This window comes from Actinomyces sp. (genome assembly GCF_030524025.1).
Classification (GTDB): domain Bacteria; phylum Actinomycetota; class Actinomycetes; order Actinomycetales; family Actinomycetaceae; genus Actinomyces.
Window position 1 is genome coordinate 18,520 of record NZ_JAUNHI010000018.1, and the last position, 12,498, is coordinate 31,017.

At 71.8% G+C, this 12,498-nt stretch carries 10 protein-coding genes; 7 read left to right on the plus strand and 3 right to left on the minus strand.

All coding sequences use genetic code 11. From position 1 onward, the window contains the following. Positions 1-182 precede the first annotated feature (182 nt). Positions 183-1,169, plus strand: a complete 987-nt coding sequence (locus Q4C85_RS07870; RefSeq protein ID WP_303141107.1) for a malate dehydrogenase — start codon at positions 183-185, stop codon at positions 1,167-1,169. 148 nt (positions 1,170-1,317) lie between these two features. Beyond that, positions 1,318-1,608: a hypothetical protein gene (locus Q4C85_RS07875; RefSeq protein ID WP_303141108.1), complete on the plus strand. Its 291-nt coding sequence runs from the start codon at positions 1,318-1,320 to the stop codon at positions 1,606-1,608. A 17-nt stretch (positions 1,609-1,625) separates the two neighbouring features. On the opposite strand, the gene Q4C85_RS07880 is transcribed toward Q4C85_RS07875, so the two are convergent. After that, positions 1,626-2,126 (minus strand): hypothetical protein, encoded by a 501-nt coding sequence (locus tag Q4C85_RS07880; RefSeq protein WP_303141109.1) that lies wholly within the window; start codon positions 2,124-2,126, stop codon positions 1,626-1,628. Positions 2,127-2,187: 61 nt separating this feature from the next. On the opposite strand from Q4C85_RS07880, the gene Q4C85_RS07885 reads away from it, so the two are divergent. Beyond that, positions 2,188-2,550 (plus strand): GntR family transcriptional regulator, encoded by a 363-nt coding sequence (locus tag Q4C85_RS07885; RefSeq protein WP_303141110.1) that lies wholly within the window; start codon positions 2,188-2,190, stop codon positions 2,548-2,550. 78 nt (positions 2,551-2,628) lie between these two features. Here the strand turns inward: Q4C85_RS07885 and Q4C85_RS07890 are convergent, their stop codons facing one another. Next, the gene (locus Q4C85_RS07890) at positions 2,629-4,245 is read right to left on the minus strand and encodes a DivIVA domain-containing protein (protein ID WP_303141111.1); all 1,617 of its coding nucleotides are present in this window, start codon (positions 4,243-4,245) and stop codon (positions 2,629-2,631) included. Between the two features lie 701 nt (positions 4,246-4,946). Between Q4C85_RS07890 and Q4C85_RS07895 the strand changes: the two genes are divergently transcribed. The 3 genes from Q4C85_RS07895 (at position 4,947) to Q4C85_RS07905 (ending at position 8,401) form a co-directional block, all read left to right on the plus strand. Further along, positions 4,947-6,383, plus strand: coding sequence for a hypothetical protein (locus Q4C85_RS07895; RefSeq protein ID WP_303141112.1), 1,437 nt, complete (start codon positions 4,947-4,949; stop codon positions 6,381-6,383). Then, a complete protein-coding gene (locus Q4C85_RS07900; RefSeq protein ID WP_303141114.1) occupies positions 6,380-7,393 on the plus strand; it encodes a hypothetical protein in 1,014 nt (337 codons plus the stop codon). The genes Q4C85_RS07895 and Q4C85_RS07900 overlap by 4 nt, the downstream gene beginning before the upstream one ends. Before the next feature lie 90 nt (positions 7,394-7,483). Beyond that, positions 7,484-8,401, plus strand: coding sequence for a tetratricopeptide repeat protein (locus Q4C85_RS07905; RefSeq protein WP_303141115.1), 918 nt, complete (start codon positions 7,484-7,486; stop codon positions 8,399-8,401). 129 nt (positions 8,402-8,530) lie between these two features. Here Q4C85_RS07905 and Q4C85_RS07910 read toward each other — a convergent pair whose 3' ends face one another. After that, positions 8,531-10,894, minus strand: coding sequence for a glycogen/starch/alpha-glucan phosphorylase (locus Q4C85_RS07910; protein ID WP_303141117.1), 2,364 nt, complete (start codon positions 10,892-10,894; stop codon positions 8,531-8,533). A gap of 313 nt (positions 10,895-11,207) precedes the next feature. On the opposite strand from Q4C85_RS07910, the gene Q4C85_RS07915 reads away from it, so the two are divergent. Beyond that, positions 11,208-12,461, plus strand: coding sequence for an alpha-amylase family protein (locus Q4C85_RS07915; protein WP_303141119.1), 1,254 nt, complete (start codon positions 11,208-11,210; stop codon positions 12,459-12,461). Positions 12,462-12,498 lie beyond the last annotated feature (37 nt).

Here is a 12,498-nt window from a genome sequence, read left to right on the forward strand (position 1 = left end):
GCGCCGTGCTCCCGACTACCACCGGCCGTCAAGCCCCGCGCAGGCCGGGGTGTCGCGTGGATTACACCACGCGGCTCCGGCTCTCCAGCCGATCGTCCTGGGCAGCGCCCCGGTCATGCCCGTAGGCTCGAGCCATGGGCTGCGCCCGTGCGGCCTCAGCAACGTCCCGAAGGAGTCCTTACATGGCCAACGCCCCCGTCAACGTCACCGTCACCGGTGCCGCCGGCAATATCGGTTACGCACTGCTCTTCCGCATCGCCTCGGGCGCCCTGCTCGGGCCCGACCAGCGCATCAACCTGCGCCTGCTCGAGATCCCGCAGGCGGTCAAGGCCGCCGAGGGCACGGCCATGGAGCTATTCGACGCCGCCTTCCCGACCCTGGGCTCGGTGGACATCTTCGATGACCCGACCCAGGCCTTCGAGGGCGCTAACATCGCCTTCCTCGTCGGGTCGATGCCCCGGAAGGCGGGCATGGAGCGCGCCGACCTGCTGTCGGCCAACGGCGGCATCTTCGGTCCTCAGGGTGAGGCGCTCAACGCGGGCGCGGCCGACGACGTCAAGGTCCTGGTCGTGGGCAACCCGGCCAACACCAACGCCCTCATCGCCGCCTCCCACGCCCCGGACATCCCCTCCTCCCGCTTCACCGCGATGACGCGCCTGGACCACAACCGGGCCCTGGCCCAGTTGGCCGTCAAGGCCGGCTGCCACGTCTCGGAGATCGACAAGGTCACCGTGTGGGGCAACCACTCGACGACCCAGTACCCCGACCTCACCCACGCGACCATCAACGGCGCCCCGATCCCTGAGATCCTGGCAGACCGCGCCTGGGTCGAGGAGGACTTCATCCCCACCGTCGCCAAGCGCGGGGCGGCCATCATCGCCGCACGCGGCGCCTCCTCGGCGGCCTCGGCGGCCGCGGCCGCCATCGACCACGTGCGCGACTGGTGCCAGGGCACGAGCGCGTCGTGGACCTCCTCTTCGATCATGTCCGACGGCTCCTACGGCGTGCCCGAGGGCATCATCTCCTCCTTCCCCTGCACGGCGGTCGACGGCGAGTGGAGGATCGTCGAGGGCCTGGAGATCGACGACTTCTCCCGCGCCAAGATCGACGCCTCGGCGGCCGAGCTCCTCGACGAGCGCTCCGCCGTCGCCGAGATGGGCCTCATCTGAGGCGCCACCACCCGTCAGGAGGGGCCCGTCCCTCCGGCCACCGGGGCCCGTCCGCCGCACACGACCCGCGGTGGACGGGCCCCGGACGCGCATCAGGAGCGCGCCGCGGCGGGCGGGCGAGCAGGCGCAGGAGGGATAGGGTCAACCCATGGCACGCCGCTCCTCCAGGCGCCCCTACGGGGCAGAACACCGCCCTCTTGACCTGAGGCGGCTGTCGTCGATGCCCAGGACCCAGACCGGTCCCGGCGGTGCGGAGTTCACGGTGCGCCACGTGCGCGGGAGCGACAAGCCCTACACCTGCCCGGGGTGCCACCGCATCATCGCGCCCGGCACCCCGCACGTGGTGGCCTGGAGCAACGAGTCGCTCTTCGGTGCCGACCGCGGCCTGGAGGAGCGCAGGCACTGGCACACCTCATGCTGGGAACGGGGTCTGTGGTGAGTCGGTGAGCCGGGCGCTCAGGCCAGCGGCTCCGCGGCGCGCTCCTCCCAGCCCGGCAGCAGGCGGTCCAAGGCCATGCGCAACGGCATGACGTCCCCGTCCCGGCCGCCCTCTCCCAGGGTCATGGGCACCGGTTCGCTTCTCGGTGCCGCCCCCAGGAGGCGCTCGCGCAGCCCCAGGGCCTGGACGAGCACGTAGAAGCGCCCCTCGACGTCGATCGCCACCGACCTGTCGGTGCGCAGGTACCAGCCGGTCAGGGCCGTACGCGCCGTGCCCCCGCTGTAGCCGCGAACCCGCAGGGGAACGGGCTCCAGCCCCTCGGCGCGGGCGACCTCAACGAACAGGGCGACGATCCGCGCGGCCCGCCGGTGCTCGGCGTCCTGCCGCGCCTGCAGCATCCGGGCGCGCTCGGCCGCGGCCTGGCGGCGTCGCGACGACCACTGCCCCGAGTCCGTGGCTGCGGCCGCCTGCTCGCCCGACGGGCTATGAGCGGACGGCGAGGGCGAAGGAGAGGACATGGTGTCAGCCTACGTCTCGGTTCAGGGTGCCGTGCGCCGGGAGGTGTCGCAGACTAGAAGCATGACCACCTCCGCCCGGCTGCGCATCTCCCTCGACTCGAGCTCCCCCGAGCCCGTGTTCTCGCAGGTATGCTCGGCGATCAGCTCCGAGGTCGCCTTCGGCCGGCTCCAGCCCGGAATGCGGCTGCCGACGACCCGTGCGCTGGCCGCCCAGCTGCAGGTGGCCGTCAACACCGTCGCCAAGGCCTACCGCGAGCTGGAGATCGCCGGGGTCGTCGAGGGCCGGGGACGCCAGGGGACCTTCATCGTCGACCAGTCCGGGACGGCGGGGGAGCGGGAGGCGCTGCGCTTCGCCACCTCGATGCGCGACCTGGGCATGACCCGGGAGCAGGCCCTCGCCCTCGTCGAACGCGCCTGGGGCTGATGCCTGAGTCCAACGCGCGTGCCCTCCGGTGGTCACGGGAGGGCACGCGCGTCAGTGGGTTGTGGCAGGGTGGCGGCGTCAGCGCCGGGCCGATGAGCCCCGGGGCGGGCGGGGAGCGGAGCCGCCGGAGCGCCGGCCGGAGGAGGCCTGGCGGGTGGCCGTCGTCTTCGCCGCCGCAGGTGCTGCCGACGGCGAGGAGGCCGCGGACTCGTCCTCGGCCGAGGGCGGGGGCGCAGGGCTCTCCTCGGCCGCGGCGTCCTCCGTGGATGCCTCCGCCTCGGTCGAGGCCTCCCCGTCTCCGGGAGCCTCGGCGTCTGCCTCGTCGGCGGGGTCCTGCCCGGCGTCCTGCCCGTCACCGGAGTGATCCTCGGCCTTGTCCTGGCTGGAGGGCGAGGAGGAGTCGAGGGCCTCGGAGATGACGTCGGAGAAGACCGACACGTGCGGCAGGACGTTGCCCAGGATGCCGCGCATCTCCTCAAGGTAGTTGGTCACCGAGTCGCGCTGGCGCTCCAGCTCCTCGACCTGCCTCGCCGCGGCCGACACCTCGGCGTCGGCGTCCACGCGGGCGTCGGCCATGATGCGGGTGGCCTCCTCGCGGGCCTCACGCAGCGTGTCCTCGGCCTGCCGCGTCGCCGCCTCCTGCCGGGCGCGAACCGCCTGGTCGGTCTCGGCCCGCACGGTCTCTGCCCGCGCCAGGGCCTGCTCGAGGCGCTGCTCGGCGTCGGCCGCCTGCTCCTCGGCCTTCTGCGTCATCTCCGCGAGCCTGGTGCGCGTGGCCTCGTGCGCCTCGGCATCCTCTCGCGCCGCCGTCTCCCGGGCCGCGGCGACCTCGAGGGCGGCCTGCTGGCGCAGCTCGGTGGCCTCGGTCCGGGCGGCGTCGGCCTCGGCGGCGGCCGAGCGGCGCAGGGACTCGGCCTCGTAACGTGCCGCGGACAGCAGGGTGTCCGCCTCGGCCCGCGCCTTGTCGAGGGTGAGGCGCGCCTCCTCCTCAGCGGTGGACACGGTGGCCTCGGCCTGCTCGGTCGAGGAGCGGCGCAGCTCCTCGGCCTCGGCCGCCGCGGCCTCCCGCAGGGCCGTGGCCTCGCGCTCGCTGGAGACCTCCAGCTCCGTGGCGGTCTTCTTGGCCTGGGCCACGATGAGCTGGGCGTCGCGCTCGGCCGAGGACCTCGCCTCGGCCGCCGTCGTGGAGACCTCGGAGGTCAGCTGGGCCGCACGACGCTCAGCAGTGATGACGAGCTCATTGGCGCGGGCCTCGGCGTTGGCCAGGGTCGTGGCGGCCTCGGCCTCCGAGCGTGTCCGCAGCTCGGAGGCGTCGCGCCGGGCGTCGGACAGGAGCGTGGCGGCCTCGGTGGCGCTGCGCTCTGCCAGGTGGCGGGCGTTGGAGCGCGTGCGGCTGAGCAGGGCGTTGGCCTCGGAATTGGCCTTGGACAAGATGGCGGCCGACTGCTCCTCGGCGCTGCGCAGCAGCTGCTCGATCCGGGATCCCAGCCCGGCGTAGGTGGGCTTGTCCGACTCGCGCAGACGACGCTGGGCATCAGCGAGCTCACCGGCCAGCGTCATGGCGCGCTGGTCCAGGCTGGCCACCTCCCTGCGTGCGTCGGCCAACTGCCTGCTCAGCGCCTCCAGGCGCTGGTCGACCTGGGCGCGGTCGTAACCGCGCATGGTGATGGCGAACTCCTCAGTGCCCTCAGCCACGTCACTCCTCCTCCTGGCGGGCCGAAGCGGCGCCGCTCACCGGGCAAGGTTATCTCGCTGACAGGCGTGCTTGAACCGCCTTGGCAAGGACGATGAGAGGTCGCAGGGCGCTCCTGGGCGCGGCGACGGCGCCTCGGCACCCCGGGATCCGGCGGTGATCCGCAGGCGATCTGGCCCAGGTGGCGCCGAGACTGCACGGAGACCAAGCGGATACGGCGCGGATGCCGCACGGCGACTGCGCGGAGTGCGCCGGGTGACCTGACCTGCGCCGGGGGCCCGCAGGGGCGCCGAGCCACGGACGGCGCATGGCGACCGTGACCAAACTGTGACCCTGCATGGTGGAGGTCCTTACGGGCTCCCGTCACAACAGCCACTCCAGCCACGACAGTGACCACGGTGGCGGTCGCCATGACACTCGGGCGGGCGGTTTTCGGCGCGGAGCGAGGCCCGGGCTGCAGGGCTGTTGGTGCCCGGCGGGAGAGCGCCGATCCGAGCGGGAGAGCATTGAGGAGGCCGTCCTATCGCTTCCGCTGACGGCGCAGGAACCTGTGATCTTTGCCCGGAACGGTGCGTCGAGGTCGGGGGGCGTGGGATTCTGGCGGCAGATCGTGCCGCAGCAGCGGTCGCCACTGCTTGGTGGCCGGGCACGGACCGGTAGCCACCCGGTCAGCCATGTCCACAACCACGAGGAGAGCCGCGTCGTGAACCGACGGATCCTGAGCATGATCATCGCCGTACTCGGCCTGATCGCCATCGCCCTGGCAGTGTGCTCGGCCACCATCTGGCGGCCCAGCTCCACGGCCCAGGCGAGCCTTGCCGCCGCGCCCACCCAGAACTACGTCGTCACCGAGCCCGGTGTCCTCAGCCTGGTCGACTCCGACGTCACGGTCACCGCCACTGCCTCGTCGGCCGACCAGGACGTCGTCATCGCCGTCGGACACTCCAGTGACGTCAAGGCGTGGCTGGCCACCGACCCCTACGTCTCGGTCACCGGTCTGACGGACTGGGAGAAGCTGAAGTCCTCGGAGATCACGACCACCTGCCAGATCGCCTCCGCCCAGCCCACTGCGGCAGCGACGCCGGGTGCGACGGATGCCGCCACCGGGGCCGCGACTGACGCGGCCACGCCGGCCGCCACCTCGGGGGACTGCGCCGCGCTGGAGAGCAGTGGCGCCGACCCGACAGCCTCCGACCTGTGGCTGGCGACCGAGACCGGTACGGGCAGTGCGACCCTCGAGCTCGACGCCACGGACGCCGACCTCGTCGTTCTCGTGGCAACCAACGGCTCCGAGCCCGCCCCGCAGATCTCACTGTCCTGGCCCAGGTCGGTGTCCACCCCATGGCTGGTGCCCGGCCTGGTCGTCGGCGGCCTGCTGCTGCTGGCCGGGGTCTTCCTCTTCCTCATCGACATCCAGGTCCGGCATGCCGACGCACAGCGCCGCGCCCGGGCCGCCGAGCGCGCCGCCCGCCTGGCTAGCGCCGACTCCGTTTCCACCGCTGGCATCCCGCAGGTCGCCGACCCCGACCGTCCGTTGAGCAGGCGGGAGCTGCGCGATAAGGAGCGCGCGGAGGCCGCCGGCGAGGAGTGGATCGACCCCCGCACCGGCCAGGTCTACCGCGACGGCGTGCAGGTGCCCGCAGTGCCGCAGGCTCCGCCCTTCGACGCCGAGGCGACCTCGACGTTCAACGCCGACGGGACCGCTTTCGACGTCGAGGCGACCTCCGCCTTCGATGCCGACGCCGCCTGGGCGGGCCCAGCGACACCGGCCACAGGAGCCACGCCCGCATCGCCGGGCGGTCCGGTTATGCCGGTACCCTCCCCGGGTGGGCCCGTCATGCCGGCCCTTTCGACGGGCAGCCCGGTCATGCCCGCACCTTCGACGGGCAGCCCGGTCTACCCCGTCCCGGCACCGGGGGACCAGGTGCCTGCGGACAGCTGGGTGGGTCCGGCCCGGGGAAGCGCCGTCGTGCCCGGGCTGACCGAGCAGGCGGCCGCCGCCTACCGCGCCGGCCGCATCGCTCCTCAGGCGCCGTTCTCGGTGTCCGACCAGGGGATCGAGGCGCAGGACACCCAGACGATGAGTCAGGCCGCCGACCCGGCGCCGTCCACCGACCCCTCCGAGGAGGAGCACGCATGATGACCAGCCGCCGAGCACTGCTCACCGGTGCCGCCGCGACGGCCGTCGCGGCCGCCCTGGCCGCCTGCAGCAACGAGGTGCCCGCGACCTCGGCCGCCACGACCAGCCCGTCGGCTCAGCCGGTGCTCGACTCCGAGCGCCTGACCGCCATCCTGGAGCGGATCCAGAAGGGGATGGACGCCGCCGACGCCGAGAAGTCCACCGACGCCCTCAAGGGCTACCTCGTCGGTCCGGCCTCCCGGGTCCGCGGCGAGCAGTACACCATTGCCACGGCGACCGGTGACGACACCCGGGTGCACACCTTCACGACCACCCCGAAGGCGGGGACCGTGGGCCTGACCGCGGAGTTCCCCCGCACCGCCATGGCCGTCACCGAGGTCGCCGAAGGGGACTCGGTCGAGTACCTCCTCGCCCTGACCCAGGACTCCGCGCGGGACGACTTTCAGCTGTGGGGGTGGGCCCGCCTGTTCGCCGGTGTCGTCGTGCCCGCCACCGCTGCGCCCTCCGTGGGCGCCGAGCAGGTCGATGCCGACGCCGCGGGGCTGGTGGCCACGCCGCAGGAGGTCCTGGACCGCTACGTCGACGCTCTCAACAACCCCGAGGGCGACAACGGCAAGGCCTTCGCCGATGACCTCCTGCGCCAGACCGTCGCCAACGCGCGCGCCACCGACTTCTCCGGGATGGGGGAGGCCAGCGTGACGGCAACGGCGGGCGCCGACGGGTTCAAGGGGCTGCGGACCGCCGACGGCGGCGCGCTGGTCATGACCACCCTGCGCTATGACCGCGTCTACAAGAACACGGTGGCCGGCTCGACGATCAGCGTCGATGACGCCGCAGGCGCCCTCATGGGGGACAACAAGACGGTGGTGGGCACCGTGACGACCTCCTACGACGTCATCATCGCCTTCTCCATCCCGCCCGAGGGCTCCGACACCAACGCGGTCGCGCTGGGTATGGACAGCGTCATCGCGGGCGTCACCCGCGATGACTCACAGGCGCCTACCGGCTGACCACCGACCCTGCCGCGCCCGTCCCGCAGCGCGGGGCGGGCGCGCACCTCTCCTCGAACACCCGGGCCCCGCCCGAGAAAGGTTGTGTCCATGTCCATGTTCGGAGCCGTCGACCTGTCCTCCTTGACTCCGGCGCCTGCGTCGGCGGCGCCGGCAGGCGCGCCGAAGGCCGGGACGGCCGAGCAGGACGCCCTGCCGGCGCCCCTGGTCGTCGACGTCGACGCGACCTCGCTGCGGGACGTCGCCGAGGTCTCCACCCAGGTCCCCGTTGTCGTGGTCGTGCACTCCGCCCGCTCCCAGGCCTCGGTCGAGCTCGCCGCCATGCTCGAGCGGCTCACGCGCGAGCACGCCGGCGCCTTCGAGCTCGCCCGTGTCGACGCCGACGCGGCCCCCGAGGTGGCCCAGGCCCTCCAGGTCCAGGCCGTCCCGACCGTCCTGGCGCTGCTGGCGGGGCAACCGGTTCCGATCTTCCAGGGGATGATCGCCGAGGACGAGCTGCGTGGAGTCCTCGACCAGCTCCTCCAGCTCGCGGCGCGCAACGGGGTGACCGGACGCATCCGCGTGGACGGTGAGCCCGTTGACGCCTCCGAGGAGGAGACCGAGGTCGAGAGCGAGGCCCGGCGGGCCATCGAGCGCGGTGACTGGGCCGGCGCCGAGGCCGTCTACGACAAGGCCATCACGCTGAGCCCGGGTGACTCCCAGCTCGTCGTGGCCCGCGATCAGGTCCGCCTCATGCACCGGCTCGACGGCCAGGACCCGCAGGCCCTCCTGGCCGCCGCCCAGGCCGACCCCGCCGATCTCGACGCGGCGCTGGCGGCCGCCGACGCCGCCCTGGCCCTGGGCGACGTCGAGGGCGCCCTCGACCGGGTCCTCGAGGCCGTGCGCACCCACACCGGAGCCGAGCGGGACCGGGCCCGCCTGCGAGCCCTCGAGCTCTTCGGCGTCATCGGTGCGGGAACCCCCGAGGTGGCGCGGGCCCGACGCCGCCTGTCCACCCTCCTGTTCTGACCGCGCCCATCGGCCCGCGCGGGCCCGGGGCGGAGAGCGCCGGCCCGTGCCCGCGCCCGAAGCTCGTAGACGCGGCGGGGCCGGCACCGTCATGAGGCAGTACCGGCCCCGCCGCGTCCACTGGGCTGATCAGGCGATCGGCTGAGGGCTGATCCGCCACACCTCGGCGTAGTCGCGGATCGTGCGGTCCGAGGAGAAGCGGCCCGAACCGGTGATGTTGACCCAGGCCTTGCGCTGCCAGGCGCGCTGGTCGGCATAGTCGGCGGCCATCGCGTCCTTGGTCCGGCGGTAGGCGTCGAAGTCCCCCAGGACGTAGTAGACGTCGGCCGCCTCATGACTCGACTCGAGCAGGCTGCGGCGCAGGTCGGCGAACCAGCCCGAGCCGTTGTCGTCCAGCGTTCCGTCGGTGAAGGCGTCGAGGACCCGCTTGAGCCCGGGGACGGACTCGTAGACGGCCCGCGGGTCATAGGTCTCGCGCAGAGCGGGCAGCTCGTCCTCGGTCGCTCCGAAGATGTAGGCGTTGTCGTGACCCACGGCCTCCAGGATCTCGACGTTCGCGCCGTCGAGCGTGCCCAGGGTCAGGGCGCCGTTCATCATGAACTTCATGTTCGAGGTGCCCGAGGCCTCCTTGCCGGCCATCGAGATCTGCTCGGAGACGTCGGCCGCCGGGATGATGTGCTCGGCGGGGGAGACGTTGTAGTTGTGGATGAACACGACCTTGAGGGTCTGGGAGACCACCGGGTCGTCGTTGACCAGCTCGGCCACGGCGTTGATGAGCTTGATGACGGCCTTGGCGCGAATGTATCCCGGGGCCGCCTTGGCCCCGAAGACGAAGACCCGCGGAGGCACGACGAGCGAGGGGTCCTCCTTCATGCGGAAGTAGAGGTCGAGGACATAGATCGCGTTGAGCAGCTGGCGCTTGTACTCGTGAAGACGCTTAATCTGGACGTCGAAGATGGCGTCGGGGTCGATCTCGACCCCCTCGCGCTGGGCCACCCAGGCCGCGAAGTCCACCTTGTTGGCGTGCTTGATCTCAGCCAGGCGGTCCAAAACGGTCTCGTCGGCGGCGTCGACGTAGTCGGCCAGGACCGACAGGTCCGTCACCCAGGTGTCGGAGCCCGTCACCTCGTCGAGCAGGGCGGACAGGCGGGGGTTGCACTGGCGCAGCCAGCGGCGGGGGGTCACGCCGTTGGTCTTGTTGTTGAAGCGCTCGGGCCAGATCGCGTACCAGTCCTTGAGGGTGTCGCGCTTGAGGATCTCGGTGTGCAGCGCGGCGACGCCGTTGATCGAGTACGAGGCATAGCAGGCGATCCAGGCCATCCGGACCTTGTCGCCGCTGACGGGGGCGATGTAGTCGATCGTGGACTGGTCCACGCCCCGGTCGGCGAGGTCGGTGCGGAAACGGCGGTCGATCTCCCGGACGATCTCGAGGATCCGCGGGAAGAGGCGCTCGAAGATGGAGATCTCCCAGGTCTCCAGGGCCTCGGCCAGGACCGTGTGGTTGGTGTAGGCGAAGGTGGCCGTCACCACCGCCCAGGCCTCCTCCCAGCCCAGGGAGTGCTCGTCCATGAGCAGGCGCATGAGCTCGGGGATGGCCAGCACCGGGTGGGTGTCGTTGAGCTGGACGGAGTTGAACTCGGCGAAACCGGTCAGGTCGGTGCCGTGCTGGGCGACGTAGTTATCGACGATCTCCTGGAGAGAGGCCGAGCAGAAGAAGTACTGCTGGCGGACGCGCAGGACCTTGCCCTCATAGGTCGTGTCGTTGGGGTAGAGGACTCGCGAGATGTCGGCGGTGCGCTCGCGCTCGACGATGGCGTCGGTGAAGCGCTGGGAGTTGAAGGCGTCGTAGTCGAACTCCTCCATGGGCTCGGCCTTCCACAGCCGCAGGGTGTTGACGTTGCGGGTGCCGTAGCCGGTGATCGGCATGTCATGCGGCACCGCGCGCACGGTCAGGTCGGCGTAGCGCACGATGCGCTGGGCCTCCTCACGGCGCAGGACGAAGGGATAGCCCTCCTCCATCCACGGGTCGGGGTGCTCAGTCTGGAAGCCGTCGTTGAACAGCTGCTTGAACAGCCCGTAGCGGTAGAGGATCCCGTAGCCGGCCACCGGCAGGTCGAGGGTGGCGCAGGAGTCCAGGAAACAGGCGGCCAGGCGGCCCAGCCCGCCGTTGCCCAGCGCGGCGTCAGGCTCCTCCTCGAGGATCTCCGAGAGGTTCTGCCCGAAGGAGCCCAGTGCCTGGCGCGCCTGGTCGACCAGGCCCAGGTTGCTCAGGTTGTTGAGCAGCGCGCGCCCCATGAGGAACTCCGCGGAGAAGTAGTGCTCCATCCGGCCGGCGCGGTATCGCTGCTCGGTGGCGTACCAGTCGTCCGCGATGGCATCGACGACGGCGGCGGACAGGCCCTGCCACACCTCCATCGGTGTCGAGGCTCCGGCGGGGTGACCGGAGACCGCCCTGACCTGTGAGGGCACGGTGGCGACCAGGTTCTGCGTCATTCTTCTTCCCTTGTCAGACTCTGTGGTCGGGTCGCAGTCTGGCTGCGGCCGTGTCAGCGCATGACGGGGCCGACGGCCCCATGGGAACAGGTGCCCTGACGACCGGGCCCATTCGCGGACATGGTCGAGCCTACCGGCCACGGACCCCGACCGCGCGCCGGGCTGCTGTCATTCCGGACACGACCGGGCCCGGGCGCAGGTACGTGGACGACACGTTGACGGTGCCCAAGGGCGGGCCTAGCCTTTTGCCGTCGGGCCGTGTCCACTCATGACCGGTCCGGTGGGCATGCAGATACGCGACGAGGACCTGATCATGAGCGCCTGGATTCGTCATTGTGTGTGGTGGCACGTGTATCCGCTGGGTTTCGCCGGGGTGCGGATCCGTCCGGAGGCCGACGGCGGGGGCGGCACCGAGAACCACGGCGCCTCAGCCGGCCTGGACTCCCTGGGCCCCTGGCTCGACTACCTCATCGGCCTGGGCGCCAACGGCCTGGCGCTCGGACCCGTTTTCAGGTCGCAGACCCACGGCTACGACACCGTGGACTACTACGCGATCGATCCCCGGCTCGGGGACGACGCAGCCTTCGACCGCCTCATCTCCGGATGCCACGACCGTGGGATCGCGGTCATGCTCGACGGGGTGTTCAACCACGTGGGCACCGGCCACCCTCTGTTCCGCGCGGCGATGGAGGGCGACGAGGCCGCCGGGTCCATGTTCCACCTCTCCGGGGAGGGCGTGGCGCGGGACTACCGCGACTTCGAGGGGCACCGAGGGCTGGCGGCCCTCAACCACGACTCGCCGCGGGTGGCCGAGCTCGTCGCCGACGTCATGCGCCACTGGCTGCGCCGCGGCGCCTCGGCCTGGAGGCTCGACGCCGCCTACGCCGTCGCCCCCGAGTTCTGGAACCGCGTGCTGCCGCAGGTGCGCAGGGAGTTCCCCGAGGCCTGGTTCGTCGGGGAGGTGATCCACGGCGACTACGCCGACCTCGTCCAGCGGTCAGGCATCGACTCCGTCACGCAGTACGAGCTGTGGAAGGCCATCTGGAGCTCGCTGGCCGACGGCAACTTCTACGAGCTCGACTGGTGCCTGAAGCGGCACAACGAGCTCCTCGAGACGATGGTCCCCATGACCTTCGTCGGCAACCACGATGTCACCCGCATCGCCAGCAGGATCGGCGAGGAGGCGACCCGCCTGGCGGTGGCCGTGCTGCTGACCGTCGGGGGGATCCCCTCGGTCTACTACGGCGACGAGCGGGGCCTGAGGGGCGTCAAGAGGGACGAGCTCGGCGGCGACGACGAGGTGCGGCCCGCCTTCCCGGCCGGCCCCGAGTACCTGGACCCCTCGGGCGAGCCGATGATGCGGCTGCACCAGGAGCTCCTCGCGCTGCGCCGTCGGCAGCCGTGGCTGACCGCCGCCAGGACCGAGACCCGCCACCTGGACAACCGTGCCTACGAGTACGAGGCGGTCGGAGCCGACGGGCAGGGGCTGGTCGTCGACCTGCGTCTGGACCCACACCCCTCGGCGACGATCTCCCCGCCCGACGAGCCCGTCATCCGGATCGGTTGAGGGCGCGGCCGCGCCAGGGCACGGCTCCCGGACGCCC